The sequence below is a fragment of the Stenotrophomonas sp. 78350_Sma genome (genome assembly GCF_056482105.1).
Map to the genome: position 1 here is coordinate 1,207,345 of NZ_CM151182.1, position 22,779 is coordinate 1,230,123.

Genomic DNA, 22,779 nt, shown 5'->3' on the forward strand with positions numbered 1-22,779 from the left:
GCAGACCCGGACCATAAGCCAGCGCAGCAGGCGCGCTACCGCGTGGCGCCATGAATACGTATGCAGCTGGACGCAGCCGACAGCCCCGCGTCTACCATGGGGCCAAGGCACCTTGAGGGAGGGGCCGCGCCCGCCCGCCGGCAACGACGGTGCGGACCTACAACGCGTGCAGAGAGGGAGGGAGGCCGACGGGCGCAAGCCGGTCCGCCGCTTCGATGCTGAAGATCATTTGCCTGACCGCTGCCCTGGGGGCAGCGCTGGGATCGACCGCGCAGGCGGCCGACCTGCAATTCGACGGCCGCCATGCGCGTGCCGAAGCCGCTGCCAACGGCAGCTACCTGCTGCATGCGCCGAAGGGTGAGGTGCGCATCGCGCCCATGCCGATGCGCAGCCAGACAGGTAGCGTGATGTTCGACGCGTTGTTCGCGCTGGCCCAGCAGGAGATGGACCAGGATCGCGTGGATGCGATCCGCGATCCTGCGTTCGACGAAGGCCGGCCGGTGCCATGCGAGTGCTTCCAGACAGGCGCGCGCTGGCCCTATGTGTGGACCCGCGATGTCAGCTTCGCCGCCGATCTGGCGCTGGCGCGGCTGGACCCACAGCGCACCCGGCAGTCCCTGCAGTTCAAGTTGTCGGCAGCCCGTGATGGTCAGACGCCTGGCCTGTACGTGGCGCAGGACACCGGTTCCGGCGGCAGCTGGCCGATCAGCAGCGATCGCGTGGTGTGGTTCCTGGCTGCACGTCATCTGCTGGAGAATCGCGCGTTTGCCGACCAGGTCTGGCAGGCGCTGCAGGGCACGCTGGCGCAGGACCGCGCGATGGTGTTCGACACGCAGATGGGCCTGTACCGGGGGGAAACCTCGTTCCTGGACTGGCGCGAGCAGACCTATCCTGACTGGACCCGCGAGGATGTGCGCTTCATTGGTGATTCCTATGCGCTGTCCACCAACGTGCTGCACTACCAGGCACTGCGCCTGGCCGAACGCCTGGCCGGCCAGCACGGCGATGCCCGCGCGGCCGAGTACAAGGCGTGGGCCGATGCGTTGGCGCAGCAGATTGATGCGCGCTTCTGGCGCGAGGACATCGGCCAGTACATGAGCTACATCGGCGAAGCCGCGCACCCGGTGCCGTACACCAAGGTCGATCTGCTCGGGCTGTCACTGGGCATCCTGGCCGACGTGCTGCCGCCCGAGCGTGCGCGCCGTGCGCTGGCGGCGTACCCGATGGGGCCGGCTGGCAGCCCGGTGGTCTGGCCGCAGGAAGCGCAGCAGCCGATCTACCACAACCGCGCGATCTGGCCGTTCGTCAGCGCCTATTCGCTGCGTGCAGCGCGGCAGCTGGATGATGCGCCGCGCATCGCGGCCGAGATCCGCTCGCTGATGCAGGGTGCCGCGCTGGCCGGCTCCAACATGGAGAACTACGAGCTGGTCAGCCAGGCCGTGCATGTCGAGGAAGGCGCGCTGAGCGGCCCAGTGGTCAATTCCGAACGCCAGCTGTGGTCGGTGGCCGGCTATCTGTCGATGGTGGTCGAAGGTGTATTCGGCGTGCAGGACGATGGCCGCGTGCAGCCCAAGCTGCCGGCGGTGCTGGTGCCGGAGCTGTTCGGCACGCAGCGCAGCATCAGCCTGGAAGTCGCTGGCAAGCGCTACGTGCTGGAGCGCCCGCAGAACGTGGGCGACGGCCTGCTACTGGCCGGTAGGACCACCACGCGCGGCACGACCACCACGGTGCAGCTGGTCGCTGCACCGGCAGCAACTGGTTTCACCGCCACGACGGCGGATGCCAACGCGCGTGCGCCGGCCACGCCGGTGGCGCCGCAGCCCCTGCGCAAGGGCGCGGGCTGGGACGTCCAGGTCGCCGCGCATCACGTGCTGTGGCAGGACGGCAAGACGGTCACCGCCAGCAACGGCGTGGCGCACATCAGCGACGATGGCCTGCAGCACTGCCTCAGCCTGACCCATCGCCAAGGCATGCTGGAATCACTGCACAGTCCGACGGTCTGTGTCGGATCGGAGCAGCTGCTGAAGGGGGAGCAGCACTGGCAGTTCACCTCGGCCAACGCCGGACACGTACGGCTGCGGTTGCAGTACGCCAACCCGAACGGCCCGATCAACACCGGCGTCACCGCTGCGGTGAAGCAGCTGGCGCTGCAGTGTCCCGGCCAGCCGCTGCAACGGCACACGGTTGCCTTGCCGCACAGCGTGGGCTTGCAGGAATCGACCTCCGCAACGTTCGCGGTGCCCAAGGGCCGCTGTACGGTCACGCTTGAAGAGGGCTTCAACATGAGCGCGCTTGAACACTTCGCGCACTACACCGGTGGCAAGGGCGGCCGTGAGGGCGTGCTCAACCAGGCGCAGGTGCAGGCGCTGAAGGTGGCACCGGTGGCGATGGAAGAGGGCGCACGATGAATCGTCCCGCCAAACCGCAGCTGTCGTTCTGGCAGATCTGGAACATGTGTTTCGGCTTCCTTGGCATCCAGTTCGGTTTCGCGCTGCAGAACGCCAATGCCAGCCGCATCTTCGAGACGCTGGGCGCGGACATTGATGCGGTGCCAGGGCTGTGGATCGCCGCACCGCTCACCGGCCTGCTGGTGCAGCCGGTGATCGGCTACCTGTCCGACCGCACCTGGACGCGCTGGGGCCGCCGCCGTCCGTTCTTCATGATCGGTGCCGTGCTGACCACGCTGGCGCTGCTGGTGATGCCGAACTCGCCGACGCTGTGGATCGCCGCCGGCACGCTGTGGGTGCTGGACGCTTCGATCAACGTATCGATGGAACCGTTCCGTGCCTTCGTCGGTGACCAGCTGGCGCCACGCCAGCGTCCCACCGGCTATGCGATGCAGAGCTTCTTCATCGGCGTGGGCGCGATCGTTGCCAGCTTCCTGCCGTTCATCCTCGCCCACTTCGGCGTGGCCAATACGGCTGCCGCCGGTGAAGTGCCGGACACCGTGCGCTACGCGTTCTACTTCGGCGCGGTGGTGCTGCTGGCAGCGATCACCTGGACGGTGGTGAGCACCCGCGAGTACTCGCCGGCGCAGCTGGCCGCATTCGACGATGCCGAGCCACCGGCGCACCACGCCGCGCGCGTGATCAGCGGACCGGCACCGTGGACGCAGGTGGCGTTGTGGCTGGGACTGGGTGTGCTGCTGGCCCTGCTGATCGCCTGGCGCCAGGGTGACAGGATGCTGTACGTGCTGGCGGGGCTGTGTGCGGGCTACGGCCTGCTGCTGGCCGTGGCCCGCGCGCTGCCTGCCACCCATATGCTGGCCGCCATCGTCGGCGACCTGCGCGCGATGCCGGTCACCATGCGCCGCCTGGCGTGGGTGCAGTTCTTCTCGTGGTTCGCGCTGTTCGCCATGTGGATCTACACCACCGCTGCGGTGGCCGGTACCCACTTCGGTTCGACCGATCCACAGTCGGCCGCCTACAACGAAGGTGCCAACTGGGTGGGCGTGCTGTTTGGCGCCTACAACGGCTTCGCTGCGCTGGCGGCGGTGCTGATTCCGCCGATGGTGCGTGCGATCGGCCTGCGCTGGAGCCATCTGGTCAACCTGTGGCTGGGCGGCGCCGGCCTGGTCTCTCTGATGTTCATCCGGGACCCGCACTGGTTGCTGCTGTCGATGGTCGGCGTCGGCTTTGCCTGGGCGTCGATCCTGTCGCTGCCGTATGCGCTGCTGTCCGACAGCGTGCCGGCGTCGAAGATGGGCGTGTACATGGGCATCTTCAATTTCTTCATCGTGATCCCGCAGCTGGTCGCGGCCAGTGCGCTCGGCTTTGCCCTGCGCGCCTGGCTGGGCGGTCAGCCGATGCATGTGCTGGTACTGGGCGGCTGCAGCCTGTTCATTGCCGGCCTGTGTGTGCTGCGGGTTCCGTCCCGACCGGAGGTGGTGTGATGCGTGCTGCGTTGGCTGTTGCTGTTTCCCTTGCCCTGTTCGCCGGCCAGACCGCGGCCGCGCCGCGCCCGGACTACGTCGGCACCACCGAGCCGTTCGCCAGTGATGCGGTGTACTTCGTGGTCACCGACCGCTTCGTCAATGGTGATCCGTCCAACGACCATCGTGACCAGGGGGGTGCGCACCGCACCTTCGATATTCCGGTGCCATGCCCGGACAAGGTGGACGGCAACATCGGCTACCTCGGCGGTGACTTCCGTGGCGTGCTCGACAATGCGCAGTACATCCGCAACCTGGGGTTCGGTGCGGTGTGGATCACCCCCATCGTCGACAACCCGGATGAAGCCTTCACCGGCAGCAAGCCGATCAGCTGCACCAGCACGCTGACCGACCGTGGCAAGACCGGCTACCACGGGTACTGGGGCATCAACTTCTACAAACTCGATGAACACCTGCCCAGCAAGGACCTGGACTTCGCCGGGCTGACCAAGGGCCTGCACGGTGCTGGCTTGAAGGTGGTGCTGGACATCGTCGGCAACCACGGTTCGCCGGCGTGGACCATGCCGACACGGCAGCCGCAGTTCGGGCAGATCTTCGACAAGGACGGAAAGCTGATCGCCGACCACCAGAACCTGCCGCCGCAGAAACTGGATCCGAAGCACAACCCGCTGCACGCGTTCTACAACAACATCGGTCCGGTCGACAGCAAGGATGGCTCGATCTTCGATGGCAACCTGGCTGAGCTGTCCGACTTCAATCAGGACAATCCGGCGGTGATGGACTACCTGGTCGGTGCCTACCTGCAATGGACCGCGCAGGGCGTGGATGCGCTGCGCATCGACACCATCGGCTGGCTGCCGCATCCGTGGTGGCATGCCTTCGTCAAGCGCATCCGCGCCGAGCACCCGGGCATGTTCATGTTTGGCGAAGCCTTCGACTACAACGCGGCGACCATTGCCGAGCACACCTGGCCGGCCAACGCCAATGTCAGTGTGCTCGACTTCCCGCTGCGCGGCGCACTGGAGCAGACCTTCGGCACCGCCGGCAAGGGCTTCGAGACCCTGGCCGAGCCGCTGCACCTGAGCGGGGGGCCGTACGCCAACCCGTATGAGCTGATGAGCTTCTACGACAACCACGACATGCCGCGCCTGCAGGCCAGCGACAACGGCTTCATCGATGCGCACAACTGGCTGTTCACCGCGCGCGGCATTCCGGTGGTCTATTACGGCTCGGAGACCGGTTTCATGCGTGGCCGTGCCGAGCATGCCGGCAACCGTGCGTACTTCGGCCAGCCGCGTGTGGATGCGGCGCCGAAGAGCCCGATCTTCGCGCCGCTGCAGCGTATCGCCAGGCTGCGCGAAGCCACCCCGGCGCTGCAGCGCGGCCTGCAGGTGAACGAGCGCCTGCAGGGCGATGAGGCGGTGTTCTTCCGCGTGCTGCAGCATGGCGAGGTGGCGCAGACCGCGCTGGTGCTGTTGAACAAGGGCGACCAGGCCAGGACTCTCACCGTGGCGCGTTACGTCCAGTCCGGCCGCTGGCGTGATGCGCTGGACGGCGGTTCGTTGCAGGTGGATGCATCCCTGAAGGCCGACGTGCCCGCGCACGGTGTGAAGGTCTATGTGCTGGACGCCGCCGTGCAGCAGCCGGCGCTGCAGGCCGAGCTGGACAAAGCGATGGCCGACCAGCGGGCGCGGGACCAGCGCCTCGGACGTTGACCCCCGCCGGTAGTGCCGGCCGCTGGCCGGCAACACCAGGATTCCTGGTACCTGCAGATGCCGGCCAGCGGCCGGCACTACCGGGTTTGGCCGCATCCGGCACAATAGGCACCCCTCACGCCCCGCCGTAATGCCATGACCGACCTCGCCCCGCAGACCCCGATCGAAACCCTGCTGAAGGCGGCGATGGACGGGGCGGTGCCGATCCGCGCCTTCATGGAGGCCTTCGTTGCCTCTGAGGTGGTGCTGCTGACCGGCAGCCTGGTCACCCCCGACGGCAGCGGCTTCGACCCGCTGCTGTTCGACCAGCAGGGCACCCTGCACGTGGCCGTGTTCACCGATCCGTCGCGGGTGGGCATCTACAGCCAGCAGGCCGAACACCAGATCCGCTGGCTGATGCTGGACGTGCTGCGCCGCGTGCCGGGTGGCTATGGCGTGGTGATCAACCCGGGTACTTCGCTGGGCTTCGAGATCTCGCCCAGCGGCGTGGGCGAGATCCTGAAGGACTTCGCGCGGGGCTGAATACCTCTGTAGAGTCGAGCATGGCTCGACTCTACAGAGCGCTTCCCCAGCGAGGTTACGCCATGGAATTCAGGGAATTACCCGTCAATGCGCCGGAACGGCAGCAATTGGCCCAGTGGTACCACGCGGAATGGGGCCAGGACGCCGGCCTGACACTGGAACAGGAACTGCAGCGGCTCAATCCGCCGCAGGATGCCGAAGGTTTCCCGCACCTGATCGCAGGATTCGATGGAGACCAGTTGGTCGGTGCCGTGCAGCTCAAGCGGCGGGAAATGCAGGCGTTCCCACAGTACGAACATTGGCTGGGCAGCGTGTTCGTGGCCGACAGCCATCGTGGGCGTGGGCTGGCTGGCGCGCTGGTGGAGCAGGCAGCGGCGCAGGCGGTGCGGATGGGGGTTTCCGATCTCTACCTGCAGACCGAGGCCCTGGACGGTGGTCTGTATGCGCGGCTGGGATGGAAGCCGCTGCAGGAAGCCGACAACCGCAGCTATCGCGTGCTGGTGATGGTGCGCAGGTTGGCCGCATGAGCGTATCCACGGCACGTCATTCCCGCTCGGCCCTGATCTTCCTGATCGCGGCCATCGCTGCCGCGCTGGTGTCCATGCCCCTCCTGCGCGCGGTGGGCATGGTGCTGTGGCCGGTGTTCGTCATTGCCTGGCTGATCAACCTGGGCGCGGCCTGGCATCTGGCCCAGTGGGCGCGCCAGCAGGGTCGTTCGGCGTGGGCATTCGGGTTGCCGGCGGCGCTGGGCACTGTCGCCTCGATCGTGGTCTATGTACTGCTGGCCTTGCTGGGGCCGAAGGCCGGGGCGCCGCCACGCGGCTGATGCCCTCATGCAGGGCGCCAGCCGCCGGGCGTGTCCCGGCGTTAACCGGGGGGCGAGCCATGTGTTGGCAGGTCGCGTGTCAGGTGGACGGCCCCGTCAAGCGCATTGCGCCGCGCATCAGACTGCTCGACATATCTCAGCAGATCCTGCTGCAGTACCCGACGGCTGAGGGCTCTCAGGCGCTCGAGTTCTGTCTCCGACCTGCCCGGTGATCTGGCGGAAAGGTGCAGGCTGTTGGCGATGTTCAGGGAGATTCTGCGGCGAAGGTCGGCCTCGTCCCTCGCCTGCCCCTGTTCGTCGAAAAGAAGGTGGACCGACATTGCAAGCTCATTGCTGTACTGCTGCCGCGGGCTGGGAAACGTCTGGATTACGTAGAGCCCTCCCAGCAGGGAGGAGATCATGGCGATCAGGATATGTGTTCCCAGCAGAAGCCACTGCTTCATCTAGTGGAACTCCTTGGATGAGGAATCATGTCTGTGGACCCGCCTCGTGTTCGAGGTCGTTCCGTAGCTCCACATTGCGGGCGCGGCGATCCGCCTTGCATCAGCGGTCTGCTCGCGAAGCGCAAGGATTCTGGATCAACGTGATGTCAGGAGATGGGAAGCGGGCGCGCGGGCCGAAGTGCGGCAGGAGGCATCGTTGCTGATGCGGTTGTGCCTGGGACAGACGTCAGCGGAGTGTCTTCAGGCAGATGGTGCCGGGCATGGCTCGGCACTGCAGATGGACTGCGCGCGGTGCCGGCGATCAGTCGGGGTAGTGAGCTAAAGCAGAACCTTCAGCCATGGATCATCGCAACCACATTGCATTCCCATGCACGCAGTCGATGGTGGTGCCGGCCGCTACCGGCACCATCGCATACCTCACATCGTCACCTTGCGTCGATTGTCATCGCTCACCCGGTCGATCAGCTTGTTGTACGGGTCGAAGCCCGCTTCATCCGGCTTCTCGTCCACCGTCACCGTGATCTTCGGATCGGTGCTGGTGATGTGGTGGCGCTGCAGGTACAGCACCTTCTGGTCGCGCTCCTTGCCCGACGGACCATTGGCGAACACGCCGACCTCGACCCAGTCATCCATCTTTCCGTCGCTCTCCTTGCCCTTGCCGTCGGCGTACTGCTTGGCGGCGTGCAGGTCCAAGGTCACGTCGTAGCGGCCGTCATCGCGCTTGCGGGCGCTGGCGGCCATCACGCGGTTGTCGTAGAAGCTGATCTTCTCGAACAGGTCGGTGACCAGCTGCTGGCGGTCGGCCGGGGTCTCGGCCCTGATGTAGTCCAGCAGCTCGCGTGAGGTGGTGTAGGGCGGTTGCTGGTATCCCTTGTCCTGCAGGAAGCGCTTCAATGCCCGGTTAAGCGCCTGCTCGCCGATCTCCTCGCACAGCCGGTAGAACACCAGCGAACCCTTCTGGTAGTGGATGTACTGCTGGTTCTCCACGCGCTCCAGCGGCTGTTCCTCGATGGCCTCGCCGCCGCGGCCGGACAGGTAGCCGTCCAGTTCGCGCTTGAGGAACTGGCGCATGTGCTGGCGGCCGTACTCCTGCTCCATCACCATCAGCGCCGAGTACTGCGACAGCGATTCGGACAGCACCGTGGCGCCCTGCACGTTGGCACCGATCACCTGGTGCGCCCACCACTGGTGCGCGATTTCGTGCGCGGTCACGTAGAACACGTAGTCCACCTTGTCCGGGTCACGCAGGTCAGCGATGAAGCCGATGGCCTCGGAGTAGGGGATGGTGTTGGCGAACGACTGCGCGAAGCGCGCATAGCCTGGGAACTCGATGATGCGTACCTGACGGTGCTGGTACGGGGTGAAGTTGGCTTCGTAGTAGGCCAGCGACTTCTGCACTGCCTCGATCATCCGGTCCACGTTGTAGCCGTGCGCCGGGTCGAAGTAGACCTCGATCGGAATGCCCTTGTACCTGCCCTTGCGCACGTCCCAGCGCGCCGACAGGTAGGCGTAGAAGTTCAGCATCGGGCGATCCATGGCATAGCTGAAACAGCGCCGGCCATTGACCGTGGTCTCGTGCTGCAGGTAGCCCGGGGCCAGCGCGACCTGGTCCGGTGCTGTGCACACCGTGGTGCGGAAATCGAGCCAGTCGGCATCGTTGGAGATGTAGGTGTCGGCGCGTGCTGCTTCGTCTTCCAGCTTGGGCATGCGCCGCGGCTCACCCAGGTCGCGCTTGCGCCGCTCGTTGCGGTCGCTGATCTCGGCGCCTTCGTTGTAGCCGAACGACGGCAGGACACGGCTGTTGAAGAACGTGCCGTTGTCGACGAGGTTGCTCGGCGCCTGGCCGGCGGTGATGCCATTGGGCTTCTGCGCCACCCGGAAATGGACGCTGCGGCTTTCGCCCGGTTGCAGTGGCGTGTCCAGCCGGTAGATGCGGTAGCCGAGATCCTTGTCGTGGAAGGTCAGCTTCTGCCCGCCAAGATCGGTCGCCAGCAGCTGCTTGTCGTCACCCATCGAGACATGCAGTTCCTGGATGGGCTGCGCGTGCAGGTTGCGGATCGTCCAGTTCGCATCGATCACCATCGACTGCGATTCCGGGAACAGGTCCACGCGGTTGTCCACGGCGACGATGCGTGGTTGCGGCAGGTTGCGGTACTTCGACAGCTCGCGCTCGTAGCGGGCCTGCAGGTCCAGTTGCTGGTCGGGCGAGATGAACTCGTTGCGGATGTTGGTGCTCCAGTACAGCCAGCCACCCACGGCGACGAACGCCGCTGCGGCCAACGCCGCAAAGGTACCGGTCGGCCCACGCAGGCGGTGGCCGGCCAGGGCCAGGCGCTGGCGCAGCCCCTGGCTGACACCGCGCACCCAGAAGGCGGAGGCCACGCACATCAACGCGAGCAGGAACAACGCCCAATAGCCCTGGAACGCCAGCTGTCCGGTGAGGAAGTGGCCGTAGCCGTTCATGTCCGAATAGGGGGCGATCGGCCAGCTGCCGAAGTTGTAGATGTTCTGCGTGTAGTCGAGCATGCCCAGCACGCCTTGGCCGATCATCACCACGATCAGCAGCGCGTAGCCGATGAACTTGTTGTTGGTCAGCACCTGCAGCACCAGCGCCATGCCGCCCATCAGCACGTACACCACCGAATCCAGCGCCAGACTGCGCAGGTACAGCAGCGGCTCCAGGTGCGTGTAGCCCTTGGCCAGCTGCACGCTCATCGCAGCCAGCGCGCCGGCAGCCTGGAAACAGGCGATCACCGCCACCAGTGCGGTGAACTTGGCCAGCAGCGGCACCCAGTTCGGCACCGGCATGGCGTCGGTCACTTCATTGATGCGCGCGCCGCGCTCCTTCCAGACCAGCTCGCCGGCGAAGAACAGCACGATGATGATCAGCAGCCAGCTGAAAGCCCCCTGCAGGCCCATGATCATCTGCGAGGTGACCGGCCAGATCGAGGTGCCGTACAGCGTCTGCCGGAACAGGGCGCTGGGCAGGAAGTTCGCCAGGCCCAGCACCAGCAGCACGATGAACGGGACGCTGCGCAGTACGCCGCCGGTGTCGAAACGCACCTGGCGAAGGAATTGCTGCCACGCCGTGGTGGCTGTGAACGCCGGTATCACGCGCGGCAGCGTCGCGCGGGTGGGACGGACCACGCTGGCATCGGCAGCCGGTTGCGCCTGCCTGTGGCCCCAGCGCCGGCGGCGGCTGCCGCTGCGTTCGGTGCGGAACAGCGCGAACGTGGCGGCGAACAGCACCGCGGCCACGCCCAGCCACAGGGCGCGGTTGGCCAGCAGGTAACCGGTCAGCGCGGGAATGCCGCTGTTGCGTTCGGCGGTGGACCAGTAGCGGATGGTGCGGCCCAGCGCACGCATGCCGAGCGGCTCACTCAGCACCGCGATCCAGGTGTTGTCGATGTCGCGCAGCAGGGCCGCGCTGGCACCGAACAGCACCAGGTAGGCGACCAGGCCGATGTAGACCCACAGGATCGAGCGGGTCACCGCGGCCAGCAGCGACAGCAGCGCGGTGGTGAACAGCAGGTTGGGAATGACGATGACCGCAAAGGTCCAGGCATAGCCCTGCCAGCTGATCGGGCCCATGCGTTCGGGATCGACCCAGGGCATGAACGGCGCCAGCCACAGGCCGAATGCGATCAGCACGTAGACCAGCAGCCCGGACGCCAGTGCCGCAGCGATGCGCCCGGCCAGATAATCGCGGCGTTTCACCGGGCTGGCGAAGATCAGTTCGGCGGTGCCGAGCTCGAAGTCACGCAACAGCGCGTTACTGACGAACAGCGCGGTGACCAGCATGCCGAGCAGGGTGAAGATGCCCAGCATCTGCGCGATCACGGTGGGCGCGTTGCTGTGCACGTTGCCGGTGCCGCCACCGATCTGCACCGCATCGCTGGAGGCGGCTGCGAAGGCGAGCAGGGCGAACAGCCCGGCCAGCAGCCATAGCAGCGGGGAACGCAGCTGCTCGCGCAGCTCGAAGCGGAAGAAGTCGAGGATCATGGTGTGCTCCGCTCAGGCCGCCGCGCGGGCACGGGCCTGCAGGCGCAGGCGCTGGAAGTACACGTCCTCAAGGTCGGGAGCCACGGCCGCGAAGCCATCGCCAGGGTCGTTGGCGCTGTGCACGTGGATCACCGGGCGTCCCCCGACCAGGCGCGTGGAAAGCACCACGTAGCGCGCCTCGTGGTCGGTCAGTTCCGAAGGATCGACCTGCTTGCGCCAGACCTGCTGCTGCAATGCGTCGATGGCATCGGCCGGTCGCCCGGTCAGCAGTACCTGGCCCTTGTTCATGATCGCCATCGTCGGGCACAGGTCGGTCACGTCCTCGACGATGTGGGTGGACAGGATCACCGCCACGTTCTCGCCGATCGCCGCCAACAGGTTGAGGAAGCGGTTGCGTTCCTCGGGGTCGAGGCCGGCGGTGGGTTCGTCGACGATCACCAGACGCGGGTCGCCGAGCAGCGCCTGGGCAATGCCGAAGCGCTGGCGCATGCCGCCGGAGTACGTGCCGAGTTTGCGCTTGCGTGCGTCCCACAGGTTTACCTGCTGCAGCAGTCCATCGACCACTTCGCGCCGCTGGGCGCGCTGGGTCAGGCCCTTGAGTACAGCGAAATGCTCCAGCAGGTCCAGCGCGCTGACCTTGGGGTAGACGCCGAAGTCCTGCGGCAGGTAGCCCAGTCGGCGGCGCACCGCGTCCTTGTCGCGCAGTACATCGATCGGCGCCTCGCCTGGAATGGTGAGTGTGGCCGTACCACTGTCGGCCTCCTGCAAGGTGGACAGCGTGCGCATCAGCGACGACTTGCCGGCGCCGTTCGGGCCGAGCAGGCCGAACATGCCGCGTGGGATGTCCAGGCTGACGTTGTTGAGGGCATGCACGCCATTAGCGTACGTCTTCGACAGCGAATCGATCTTCAGCATGTGACGTACACCTTTCCATGAGCGTGTCTGCGCGTTATCCGCGCATCGGCCTCCGTGCGCATCCGCCGTTGGTCATGGGGGGAGGCGCCTGCCGCTGTGCGTTGGGAGGGGCGGTGGAGGCCACCGCCCGCTCCCGCAGCTGCGTCAGTCGCTGTTGACCGGCAGCTGCCAGCACACCACTGGGCCGTCTTCGGCGTCGATGCGCCGACCGGTGACCATGAAGCCGTTGCGGCGCAGTACTGCCTGCGAGCGTGCATTGCGCACAGCCGTTTCAGCGGTGAGACAGCACACGCGCGCATCGTGCCGCGCCCAGGTCACCAGTTCGGCCAGTGCCCGGCCCGCCAGGCCCCGCCCCTGATGTGCCGGGGCGATGCCATAGCCGATATCCAGCACGCCCTGCTCCGGCGGGCGGGTCAGTGAGAACAGCCCAACTGGCTGGCCGGCATCCACGACCTGCCAGGCAGCGGGCGCGAACAGCGTTTCGATGCGCTCGGCCAGGTCGGCCAGCATCGTCAGTACGGGCAGCGGTGCGATGGCATCGTCCGCGGAGCAGGGGCGTGACAACAGTGCGCGCAGATCAAGCGCGGAAACAGGTGAAAGCATGGGAGCCTCGACAGGTGGAAGTGCCCGAAGCGGGCATGACCGGCACGAGGAGGGCCGCGGGCGTCAATCGTGACGCAGCGTGGCTTTCGCCGCCGTTACCGGTGCGGGAAGTGGACGCTGGCGGAGGACAAAGGCCTTCTCCCGGGTGGGGCATGCGATGCCGGGGCGCGCCCGGCGGGTGGGTGCAGCATAGCCGACGCTGCCGCCTCAGCGCAGCGACGATTCCCGCACCACCAGCTTCACCGGGATGCTCTGGCTGTCCACCGGCTGTCGGCCGATCAGCGCCAGCAGGCGCTCCACCAGCAGCTGCCCGGCCTGCTTGGTGTCCTGCTGCACGGTCGTCAGCGCAGGGGACACAGAGGCTGCCAGCGGGATGTCGTCGAAACCGGTCACCGCCACGTCCTGCGGCACCCGCAGGCCGGCTTCGCGCAGGGCGCGGATCGCACCGATGGCGATCAGGTCGCTGGCCGCACAGATCGCATCGAGTGGTTCGCCACGCGCCAGCAGCAGCTGGCAGGCCTCCTGGCCGGACGCCTCGGTGGTGATCGCATCGTGCTGCAGCGCCGGTTCGGCGGCCAGGCCGTGGTCCTGCAGGGCCGCGACGTGGCCGCGGTAGCGCTCCTGGAATTCGGGGTAATGGCTGGAGGCATGACCGAGGAAGGCGATGCGGCGGCAGCCCTGCTGCAACAGGTGGGTGGTGATGTCGTGCCCGCCCTGGAAGTTGTCGCTGCCGATCGACACGCCCGGCTGGCCGGGCAGGGCGGCGCCCCAGCGCACGAAATGCGTGCCCTGTTCGACCAGCCGCTGCAGGCGGTCGCGCGATTCGTGGTAGTCGCCGTAACCGAGCAGGATGATGCCGTCGGCCTTGTTGCTGTCCTCGTAATCGGCCTGCCAGTCGGTGGACAGCTGCTGGAACGAGACCAGCAGGTCCTGCCCGTGCAGGGCGCAGGCGCGGGTGATCGAGCCCAGCATCGAATGGAAGAACGGGTTGATCAGCGAATCGTCGTTGGTCGGGTCCTCGAAGAACAGCAGGGCCAGGGTGCCGGCGTTGCGCAGACGCAGGCTGGAGGCGTTCTTGTCGACCTTGTAGTTCAGCTCGCGGGCGATGCGCAGGATGCGCTCGCGGGTCTCGGCGTTGACCATCGGGCTGCCACGCAGGGCCCGCGACACGGTCGGCTGGGAGACCCCGGCCAGATGGGCGATGTCCAGGGAGGTGGCTTTGCCTTTGATGGTCATGTGCGGGTGGCAGGGGCCAGGTGGAAGGTGCCCGGGCATGATGCCATGGGCAGACGCGAATGCCCCCGCATGCGTTCGTCGGAGCGAAGGTAAGTCATTGCCGGACAAGGAAATCAGCCTGATCCTTCGATGCTGTCGGGATCTCCTGACCGGGCGGATGGCGGCGGCAATGCTAAGATGCATCGTTCTCGCATTCCCCCAAATTTCACCAGGGGCGGCCCAGCGTACTGCACCCCCGGCCGGGGCTGTGCTATCACTGGCGGTCTGCCCCTGGACAACGGACGAAGGTACCTATGGCGCGCGGCATCAACAAAGTCATCCTGGTCGGCAATCTCGGCAACGACCCGGACGTGAAGTACACCCAGGGCGGCATGGCGATCACCCGCATCAGCCTGGCCACCACCAGCGTCCGCAAGGACAAGGATGGCAACCAGCAGGAGCGCACCGAATGGCACCGCGTGGTGTTCTTCGGCAAGCTCGGTGAGATCGCCGGCGAGTACCTGCGCAAGGGCAGCTCGGTCTACGTCGAGGGCAGCCTGCGCTACGACAAGTACACCGGCCAGGACGGCGTGGAGAAGTACTCCACCGATATCATCGCCGATGAAATGCAGATGCTGGGCGGCCGTGGTGAAGGCGGCGGTGGCGGTGGTGGTGGTGGCAACTACGGCGGCGAGCGCCCGCAGCGCCAGCAGGCTCCGCGCCAGGAGTACGGCGGCGGTGGCGGTGGCCAGCGTGGCGGCCAGGGTGGTGGCTATGGCAACCAGGGCGGCAACCAGGGTGGCGGCTACGGCAACCAGGGGGGCAACCAGCGCCCGCAGCCGCAGCAGGCGCCGCCGATGGACGACTTCGCTGACGACGATATTCCGTTCTGATCGAACGCTCGTTCGCAGCAGAAAAGAAAGCCCCGCTCATGCGGGGCTTTTCTTTTTGCGCGATGACATCAGCGTTGTGCCGCGCAGCATCGATTTTCGTGCACCGCGACTTGCAAACAGACAATTTCCTCCCCTATGGTGCAATCGATTGCATTGCTGTGAATCGTTGCGTTTGATACCGGTTGGGAGGCCGGAAGGTGGATGTCCATCCATTCGATCAGACCGGCTCCTTCGAGGGGGCTCACGCGGCGCGATGCGCTGCGCATCGCAGTTGCCGGCAGCATTGGCCTGGGGGCTGTGACGGCCGCGGGAGCGCTGCCCGCATTCGCCGCCACGGCGCCGCTCAAGGGTAACCTGAAGCATTCCGTCGCCCGCTGGACCTTCCCGCAGCTGTCCGTCGCCCAGCTTTGCGCGACGGTGAAGGACATCGGTTTTGCCGCCATCGACCTGGTCGGCCCGGAAGACTGGCCCACGCTGAAGGCGAATGGCGTGTACAGCTCGATGTGCAACGGCGCGGAGCTGGGCCTGACCAAAGGCTTTGCCGGCCGCGAATTCCATGACCAGCTGGTGGAACGCTACACGCGGCACATCGATCTGGTCGCCGATGCCGGTTACCGAAATCTCATCTGCTTCTCCGGCAACCGCAACGGCATGGACCCCCATGACGGCATGGCCAATGCCGAGGCTGGGCTCAAGCGCATCCTCGGGCATGCCGAGAAGCGCGGCGTGGTGCTGGTGATGGAGCTGCTCAACTCCAGGGTCGACCATCGCGACTACCTGTGCGACCACTCGGCCTGGGGCGTAGAGCTGTGCCAGCGGCTGGGCTCGGACAACTTCGGCTTGCTCTACGACATCTACCACATGCAGATCATGGAGGGCGACATCATCGCCACCATCGGCAAGCATCACGCATGCTTCAAGCATTACCACACCGCAGGCGTGCCTGGCCGGAACGAGATCGGAGACCAGCAGGAGCTCCACTATCCGGCCATCTGTCGCGCTATTCGCGACACCGGTTTCAAGGGGTATCTGGCGCAGGAATTCACGCCTGCAGCGCCCGATCCCGTTGCCTCATTGCGCGAGGCGATCTGCCTCTGCGACGTCTGAAACGATATCCACCCAGGTGAGAAACCCATGGCAGATAATCACTACGACGCCATTGTTGTTGGCTCGGGAATCAGTGGCGGTTGGGCAGCGAAGGAGCTGACCGAGAAGGGCCTGAAGGTCCTGATGCTGGAACGCGGACGCAACATCGAGCACGTCAAGGACTACGTCAACGCGATGAAGGAGGCGTGGGACTTCCCGCATCGCAACCGGCCAACGCAGGCGATGAAAGCCGACTTCCCGGTGCTGATGCGCGACTATGGCCTGGCAGAGAACCTGGAAGGAATGTGGGCCAACGAACAGGACTCACCCTACATCGAGACCAAACGTTTCGACTGGTTCCGTGGCTACCACGTCGGCGGCCGCTCGCTGCTGTGGGGGCGGCAGAGCTATCGTTTCTCCGATCTGGATTTCGAGGCGAACCTCAAGGACGGTATCGCCGCTGACTGGCCGATCCGCTACGCCGATATCGCGCCGTGGTACGACCATGTCGAGAAGTTCGCCGGCATCGCCGGTACGCGCGAGGGACTGGACGTGCTGCCGGACGGCGAGTTCCTGCCGCCGATTCCCTTGAACATCGTCGAGAAGGATGTGGCCGCGCGGATCAAGAAGGCCTTCGGCGGAACGCGCCATATGATCCACTCGCGCACTGCCAACATCACCAAGCCGATGCCCGAGCAGGGGCGCGTCAATTGCCAGTACCGCAACAAGTGCATCCTGGGCTGTCCCTTCGGTGCCTACTTCTCGACCCAGGCGGCGACACTGCCAGCGGCGATGAAGACCGGCAACCTGACCTTGCGTCCGTTCTCGATCGTCAAGGAAGTGCTCTACGACAAGGATCGCAAGCGTGCGCGTGGCGTGGAGGTCATCGACGCCGAAACCGGCCAGACCTACCAGTACACGGCAAAGGTGATCTTCCTCAACGCATCGTCTTTCAACTCGACGTGGCTGCTGATGAACTCGGCCACCGATATCTGGGACGGGGGGCTGGGCTCTTCGTCCGGCGAGTTGGGGCACAACGTGATGGACCACCACTTCGGTGCGGGTGCCTCGGGCCGGGTCGAGGGCTACGAAGACAAGTACTACTTCGGCCGCCGTCCCTGCGGTTTCTATATTCCACGGTTCCGCAACGTCGCTGCCGACAAGCGCGGCTATCTGCGCGGGTTCGGCTACCAGGGCGGTGCCAGCCGCACCGGCTGGTCGCGCGAGATCGCCGAGCTCAACATCGGTGCCGACCTGAAGGAGGCACTGACCGTGCCTGGTGACTGGCGGATCGGCATGACCGGTTTCGGCGAGATGCTGCCGCACCACGACAACACCATCCGCCTGGACCACGACCGCAAGGACAAGTGGGGACTGCCGGTGCTGGCGATGGACGTTGCCATGCGTGCCAACGAACTGGCGATGCGCAAGGACATGGCCGCCGACGCGGCCGAGATGCTGGAAGCGGCCGGCGTCAAGGACGTGAAGATGCACGACAACGACTATGCCCCGGGCAAGGGCATCCACGAAATGGGAACGGCGCGGATGGGACGTGACCGCAGGAGCTCCGTATTGAACGCACACAACCAGATCTGGGATGCGCCCAACGTCTACGTCACCGACGGTGCCTGCATGACCTCCAGCGCCTGCGTGAATCCGTCACTGACCTACATGGCGCTGACCGCGCGCGCGGCCGACCACGCGGTACGCGAACTGAAAGCGGGGAACCTCTGATGGATCGCCGCGAACTGTTGAAGATGATCGTGGCCGCCACCGGTGCGGCGATGGTCGGGCTGCCGGCGCTGGTGCATGGCAAGGTGCCGGCTGCCGGGGCAATGCCCGCGTTCTCCGATGCCGAAATCGGCACGCTGGGCGAGATCGCCGAGACCATCCTGCCGCGGACCCGAACGCCCGGGGCGAAGGACGCGGGCGCCGGTGCGTTCATGGCGACGTTCGTCACCGACTGCTACACCGCCCGGCAGCAGGCGACGTTCCGCGCCGGACTGGTCGACATCGACAAGCGCGCGGGTGGCCGGTTCGTATCGCTCACGCCGGAAGCCCGTACCGAACTGCTGCGTGCTCTGGATGCGGAGGCCAAGGCACGCAAGGCCGATGTGACCGAGACCGGTACGCCTGAAGAGGGCGAGGCGATGCCGCACTACTTCACGATGCTCAAGCAGTTGGCCATCTTCGGCTTCTTCACTTCCAAAGTCGGTGCAACAGGGGTGCTGCAGTACGTCGCGGTGCCGGGTCGCTACGACGGCGACCTCGCCTATGTCCCCGGTACGCCCGCGTGGGGGACCAGCTGATGGACGAGACCCTGATGATCCGCTCTCTGTTGATTGCCACCGGCCTGCTGGCCGCAGTACCTGCGTTCGCGCAGAACGGTGCCGATGCCGCGCGCGATCCGAAGAAGACCGAGGTGTGGACGCCGGTGCCTGCAGTCGTGGCAACGCCCGCGGGCAAGGCGCCGTCCGACGCCATCGTGCTGTTCGATGGCAAGGATGTCTCCGCGTGGGAATCGGAGCAGGGCGGGCGCGTGCCCTGGAAGGTTGCTGATGGCGCCATGACCGTCGTTCCGGGCAGCAAGGGCATCCGCACCCGGCAGCGCTTCTGCGATGTCCAGCTGCATGTCGAATGGCGTACCCCCACCGAGACGAAAGGCTTCGACGGCCAGAACCGGGGCAACAGCGGCATCTTCCTGCAGGAACTGTATGAGCTGCAGGTGCTCGACAGTTACAACAACCCGACGTATGCCAATGGCCAGGCGGGTTCGATCTACAAGCAGGCGATGCCGTTGGTGAACGCCTCGCGCGCACCGGGCCAGTGGCAGGTCTACGACATCCTCTGGAAGGCCCCGCGCTTCTCGCAGGGCGGCGGCCTGACGTCGCCCGCGCGCATCACCGTGCTGCATAACGGCGTGCTGGTACAGGACGACACCGTGCTGGCAGGCAAGACCGAGTACATCGGTGCGCCTTCGTACGCGCCCCATGCGTGCGCGCCGCTCTATCTGCAGGAACATGACTCCAAGGTCAGCTACCGCAACATCTGGGTGCGCGAACTGTAGTGGCACGCGGCCGGCGTGGTCGCCGGCCGCTTACTTCGCCAGGTAGCTGGCGATGTCATTGATCTCCTGCTGTGACAGCTGGGAAAAGGGCGGCATCAATCCGCCGCCCTTGCTGATCTTTTCCTTGATCTGCGCGGGTGGCATGCGCTTGCCGATGTCGGTGAGCGCCGGGAACGCGCCCGGCATGCCTGCGCGGTCGGCGCCGTGGCAGGCCACGCAGTTCGCGGTGTAGAGCTTTGCACCGGCAGCCGGGTCGTCCTTGCACCAGGCAGCTGTCGCAACGCTCATGCCGCCCAGGGCCACCGCCGTTGCCAGGATCATTTTCATGTGGGGCTCCTTGATGCGTCAGCGCCGCGCATGGGCAGGCGCATTCGTGGTCAGGTGTTCACGCAGATAGTCCGCGCCGGTCTGGATCACCTTGGCCGGATCGCGTGGCTGGTCGTGCTCGATGATGTACCAATGCACGCCGGCGGCTGCCGCAGCAGGCAGGATCGCGTTCCAGTCGAGAACGCCCTGGCCCACCGCCGCGAATCCGCCTTCATCTTCGGCCTGGCCCTTGGGCGCATTGTCCTTGGCGTGTACCGCGAACAGGCGGCCGCGGAACTTGCCCAGCATCACCGCCGGGTCGTGTCCGGAGCGTGCCACCCAGGCCAGGTCCAGCTCGGTCTGCAGGTCGGGGCCGGCAGCAGCGAACAGCAGTTCCAGGCCGGTCCTTCCGTTGAAATCGGCAAGTTCGAAGTCGTGGTTGTGGTAGGCCAGGCGCATACCCTTGCCGCGCACCTGCTTTGCAATCTGGCCCAGTTCCTGGCCCAGGGCGGTCCAGCCGGCGGCATCGCTCGGGCGATCCTTCTTGTCCAGGTAAGGTACCACCAGCGTCGTGTTGCCGATCGAGCGGTTGAACGCCACCACGCCGTCCAGGTCCTTGCGCAGCTCGGCCAGTGCCACGTGCGAAGAAATCGCCTTGATCGAATACCGGTCCAGCAGCTGCTTGAGTTCGGGGGCGCTGACGCCCTGCGTGCCCACCGTTTCCACCGCATGCACGCCTGCGTCGTGGACGATCTTCAACTGCTGCTCGAGCGAGCCGGCATCGCGCAAGGTGTACATCTGCACCGCGATCGGCTTCTGCGTGCTGGCGGCTTCGACTGCGAAAGCGGGCAGGGCGGCCAGCAACAACAGGGCGAGGGTTGCAGTTCTACGGACAGGGATGTTCATCAACGGGTCCTCCCGGGATTCAACCGATGGTGGTCCAGGCGTGTGACCTGGCCGATGCGATGACGCGGTCGACGATCCGCGCCGAGCGCACGCCATCGTCGAAGGTGGGCAGGCCCTCGGGGCGCTCGCCTCCGATGGCGCGATAAGTGTCGGCGATGAACGCCTCGAAGCACTGGCCGTAGCCCTGCGCGTGCCCGGCCGGCAGCACCGACAGCCGCCGTTGTTCGGCACTGCCTGCACCCGGGCCGCGCACGAAGATCTCCTCGCGCTGGTCGGGTCTTCCGATCCACAGCCGCTCGGCATCCTCCTGGTTGAAGGCCACGCTGGCCCTGGCGCCATCGATCTCGAACCAGAGGCGATTGTGGCGTCCTGCCGAGACCTGGCTGACCGTCAACGACGCCAGCGTGCCGGCGCCGGTCCTGAACATCGCTGCGGCGACGTCTTCGCTGGTGACCGCCTGCATCGCGCCGCTGGCCGTAGGCGTGCTGAAGCTCTGGCCGGTGATGTCGCCGCGTTCGGCGATCACCGTCTGGAACGCCGCACTGACCTCGGTGAAGCGCTCGCCGCTGACCCATTCCACCAGGTCGCACCAGTGCGAGCCGATGTCGGCGAACACGCGCGACGTACCGCCCAGTGCCGGGTCCACGCGCCAGTTGTTGCTGGCCGGGTCCAGCAGCCAGTCCTGCAGGTAGCTGCCGTGGATCAGGTGCAGCGGCCCCAGCTCGCCGTGTGCGATGCGTGCGCGTGCCTCGCGCACCACCGGGTGGTAGCGGTAGACGAAGGGCACCGTGGTAACCAATCCGACCGATGCGGCCAGCGTCGCCAGCGCCTGTGCATCGTCCAGTGTCGTCGCCAGCGGTTTCTCGCAGATCACGTGCTTGCCGGCTTCCAGCGCAGCCTGCGCCATCGCCCGGTGCAGGTGATTGGGCGTGCACACGTGCACGACCTGCACCTGCGGATCGGTGATCACGTCCTCGATATCCCGGTAGGCGCGCGGGACATTCCAGGATTGCGCTGCCTCATGCGCGCGCTGCGGCGACGAGGCGGCCACGCCGCGTACCTCGGCTCCAGCCAGCAAGGCGGCGTGACGATGCACTGCACCGATCATGCCGGCGCCGACGATGGCGATTCCAAGCTTGCGCATCGACTGGGATCCTCAGGGTGTGGAGGGCGCGGCGGTGGCCGCCGGCCGGTCGCGGAACAGCAGCAGGAAGGCGATCAGCACCACCAGTGCAACACCGGCCGGGAACAGCCAGATCTGCTGCCAGTCCGGGCCGGCCTCGCTGGTGAAGTGCTCCACCACCGCGCCGGACAGGAAGGTGCCGATCAGCATGCCCACGCCGTAGGTGGCCAGGGTGATGAACCCCTGCGCGCTGCTGCGCGCGGCGGGGCCAGCATGCGCGTCGGTGTAGATCTGGCCGGTGACGAAGAAGAAGTCGTAGCAGATGCCGTGCAGCACGATGCCGATCACCAGCAGTGAGAAACCGCCGCCCGCATCGCCGAAGGCGAACATGACGTAGCGCACCACCCAGGCGGCCATGCCTACGGCCAGCATCGTCTTGACCCCCAGCCTGACGAACAGGAACGGCATGGCCAGCATCAGCAGCACTTCGGAGACCTGGCCCAGCGACTGCAGGCCCGCGGCGCCGCGCACGCCCAGGTCGTTGAGGTACGGGTTGGTGAAGTTGTAGTAGAACGACAGCGGGATGCAGATGGCGATGGAGGCCAGGAAGAACACCAGGTAGGCACGCGACTTCAGCAGCCGCAGCGAATCCAGGCCGAGGATCTGCCCGAGCCCGGCATCGCGCTGCTTCGCCAGCGGCGGCGTGTGCGGCAGGGTGAACGCGTACAGGCCCAGCACCAGCGACGCCACTGCTGCCATCTGGAAGGTGAGTTCGAGCCGATGCGCCTGTTCCCAGCCCAGCCAGCCAATCAGCACGCCGGCCACGATCCAGCCGACGCTGCCAGCCACCCGCACCAGCGGGAACTGTTTCTCAGGCGATTGCATGTGCCGCATCGCCACGCTGTTGGCCAGCGCCAGCGTCGGCATGAACAGCAGCATGTAGCCCATGACGCAGGTGGAGAACATGCTGAAGCTGGTGGCCGTGGAGGCCAGCCACATCAGTACTGCGCCGGCCAGGTGCAGGACCGCCAGGATGCGCTGTGCGGCGAAGTAGCGATCCGCGATCAGGCCGACCAGGAAGGGAGCGACGATCGCACCGATGGACTGGCTGAGGAAGGCCGTCGCCACCTGGCTGGCGCTGGCCTGCAGCGGGCCCTGCACCAGGTAGGTGCCCAGGGTCACGAACCACGCTCCCCAGATGAAGAACTGCAGAAACATCATCGCGCCCAAGCGCGACATGGCGTGCGTCATGGCTTGCCCTCCCG

At 66.2% G+C, this 22,779-nt stretch carries 20 protein-coding genes; 11 read left to right on the forward strand and 9 right to left on the reverse strand.

Annotation, left to right across the window (positions count from 1 at the left end):
* The first annotated feature begins 215 nt into the window (after window positions 1-215).
* The 6 genes from ACZK4H_RS05575 to ACZK4H_RS05600 all read left to right on the forward strand — a co-directional run bounded on the left by ACZK4H_RS05575 (window position 216) and on the right by ACZK4H_RS05600 (window position 6,955).
* On the forward strand, window positions 216-2,408 hold the full coding sequence (locus ACZK4H_RS05575) for an MGH1-like glycoside hydrolase domain-containing protein (protein ID WP_099553054.1): 2,193 nt from the start codon (window positions 216-218) through the stop codon (window positions 2,406-2,408).
* On the forward strand, window positions 2,405-3,892 hold the full coding sequence (locus ACZK4H_RS05580; RefSeq protein WP_099553053.1) for an MFS transporter: 1,488 nt from the start codon (window positions 2,405-2,407) through the stop codon (window positions 3,890-3,892). The genes ACZK4H_RS05575 and ACZK4H_RS05580 overlap by 4 nt, the downstream gene beginning before the upstream one ends.
* Window positions 3,892-5,607: an alpha-amylase family glycosyl hydrolase gene (locus ACZK4H_RS05585; protein ID WP_099553052.1), complete on the forward strand. Its 1,716-nt coding sequence runs from the start codon at window positions 3,892-3,894 to the stop codon at window positions 5,605-5,607. The genes ACZK4H_RS05580 and ACZK4H_RS05585 overlap by 1 nt, the downstream gene beginning before the upstream one ends.
* A 135-nt stretch (window positions 5,608-5,742) precedes the next feature.
* Complete coding sequence (locus tag ACZK4H_RS05590; RefSeq protein ID WP_099553051.1) at window positions 5,743-6,129, forward strand: SseB family protein; 387 nt, start codon at window positions 5,743-5,745, stop codon at window positions 6,127-6,129.
* A 62-nt stretch (window positions 6,130-6,191) separates the two neighbouring features.
* Window positions 6,192-6,656, forward strand: a complete 465-nt coding sequence (locus ACZK4H_RS05595) for a GNAT family N-acetyltransferase (protein ID WP_099553050.1) — start codon at window positions 6,192-6,194, stop codon at window positions 6,654-6,656.
* Complete coding sequence (locus ACZK4H_RS05600) at window positions 6,653-6,955, forward strand: hypothetical protein (protein WP_099553049.1); 303 nt, start codon at window positions 6,653-6,655, stop codon at window positions 6,953-6,955. Before ACZK4H_RS05595 ends, ACZK4H_RS05600 begins: the two co-directional genes overlap by 4 nt.
* A gap of 41 nt (window positions 6,956-6,996) precedes the next feature.
* Here ACZK4H_RS05600 and ACZK4H_RS05605 read toward each other — a convergent pair whose 3' ends face one another.
* The 5 genes from ACZK4H_RS05605 to ACZK4H_RS05625 all read right to left on the reverse strand — a co-directional run bounded on the left by ACZK4H_RS05605 (window position 6,997) and on the right by ACZK4H_RS05625 (window position 14,154).
* Window positions 6,997-7,398, reverse strand: a complete 402-nt coding sequence (locus ACZK4H_RS05605) for a hypothetical protein (protein ID WP_099553048.1) — start codon at window positions 7,396-7,398, stop codon at window positions 6,997-6,999.
* A 417-nt stretch (window positions 7,399-7,815) separates the two neighbouring features.
* The gene (locus ACZK4H_RS05610) at window positions 7,816-11,400 is read right to left on the reverse strand and encodes an ABC transporter permease/M1 family aminopeptidase (protein ID WP_099553047.1); all 3,585 of its coding nucleotides are present in this window, start codon (window positions 11,398-11,400) and stop codon (window positions 7,816-7,818) included.
* Between the two features lie 12 nt (window positions 11,401-11,412).
* Window positions 11,413-12,315, reverse strand: coding sequence for an ABC transporter ATP-binding protein (locus ACZK4H_RS05615; protein ID WP_099553046.1), 903 nt, complete (start codon window positions 12,313-12,315; stop codon window positions 11,413-11,415).
* A 144-nt stretch (window positions 12,316-12,459) separates the two neighbouring features.
* Entirely contained in the window at window positions 12,460-12,918 is a 459-nt protein-coding gene (locus ACZK4H_RS05620) for a GNAT family N-acetyltransferase (RefSeq protein WP_099553045.1), read from the reverse strand.
* A gap of 207 nt (window positions 12,919-13,125) precedes the next feature.
* The gene (locus tag ACZK4H_RS05625) at window positions 13,126-14,154 is read right to left on the reverse strand and encodes a LacI family DNA-binding transcriptional regulator (RefSeq protein WP_099553044.1); all 1,029 of its coding nucleotides are present in this window, start codon (window positions 14,152-14,154) and stop codon (window positions 13,126-13,128) included.
* Between the two features lie 293 nt (window positions 14,155-14,447).
* Between ACZK4H_RS05625 and ACZK4H_RS05630 the strand changes: the two genes are divergently transcribed.
* The 5 genes from ACZK4H_RS05630 (at window position 14,448) to ACZK4H_RS05650 (ending at window position 19,179) form a co-directional block, all read left to right on the forward strand.
* Window positions 14,448-15,026: a single-stranded DNA-binding protein gene (locus ACZK4H_RS05630; RefSeq protein ID WP_099553043.1), complete on the forward strand. Its 579-nt coding sequence runs from the start codon at window positions 14,448-14,450 to the stop codon at window positions 15,024-15,026.
* 201 nt (window positions 15,027-15,227) lie between these two features.
* Window positions 15,228-16,133, forward strand: a complete 906-nt coding sequence (locus ACZK4H_RS05635; protein WP_099553042.1) for a hydroxypyruvate isomerase family protein — start codon at window positions 15,228-15,230, stop codon at window positions 16,131-16,133.
* Window positions 16,134-16,160: 27 nt separating this feature from the next.
* Window positions 16,161-17,846, forward strand: coding sequence for a GMC oxidoreductase (locus tag ACZK4H_RS05640; RefSeq protein ID WP_099553041.1), 1,686 nt, complete (start codon window positions 16,161-16,163; stop codon window positions 17,844-17,846).
* The gene (locus ACZK4H_RS05645) at window positions 17,846-18,421 is read left to right on the forward strand and encodes a gluconate 2-dehydrogenase subunit 3 family protein (RefSeq protein WP_099553040.1); all 576 of its coding nucleotides are present in this window, start codon (window positions 17,846-17,848) and stop codon (window positions 18,419-18,421) included. The genes ACZK4H_RS05640 and ACZK4H_RS05645 overlap by 1 nt, the downstream gene beginning before the upstream one ends.
* Entirely contained in the window at window positions 18,421-19,179 is a 759-nt protein-coding gene (locus ACZK4H_RS05650) for a 3-keto-disaccharide hydrolase (RefSeq protein WP_099553107.1), read from the forward strand. Before ACZK4H_RS05645 ends, ACZK4H_RS05650 begins: the two co-directional genes overlap by 1 nt.
* A gap of 30 nt (window positions 19,180-19,209) precedes the next feature.
* Here ACZK4H_RS05650 and ACZK4H_RS05655 read toward each other — a convergent pair whose 3' ends face one another.
* From ACZK4H_RS05655 to ACZK4H_RS05670, 4 genes are read right to left on the reverse strand one after another with little or no spacing between them, the layout of a single operon-like run.
* Window positions 19,210-19,506 carry a c-type cytochrome gene (locus ACZK4H_RS05655; protein ID WP_099553039.1) on the reverse strand — a complete coding sequence of 99 codons (297 nt, stop codon included), beginning with the start codon at window positions 19,504-19,506 and terminating at the stop codon, window positions 19,210-19,212.
* Window positions 19,507-19,524: 18 nt separating this feature from the next.
* Window positions 19,525-20,391, reverse strand: coding sequence for a sugar phosphate isomerase/epimerase family protein (locus ACZK4H_RS05660; protein ID WP_099553038.1), 867 nt, complete (start codon window positions 20,389-20,391; stop codon window positions 19,525-19,527).
* Between the two features lie 19 nt (window positions 20,392-20,410).
* Window positions 20,411-21,535 (reverse strand): Gfo/Idh/MocA family protein, encoded by a 1,125-nt coding sequence (locus ACZK4H_RS05665; RefSeq protein ID WP_099603839.1) that lies wholly within the window; start codon window positions 21,533-21,535, stop codon window positions 20,411-20,413.
* A gap of 12 nt (window positions 21,536-21,547) precedes the next feature.
* Window positions 21,548-22,765 (reverse strand): nucleoside permease, encoded by a 1,218-nt coding sequence (locus tag ACZK4H_RS05670; protein WP_099553036.1) that lies wholly within the window; start codon window positions 22,763-22,765, stop codon window positions 21,548-21,550.
* Window positions 22,766-22,779 lie beyond the last annotated feature (14 nt).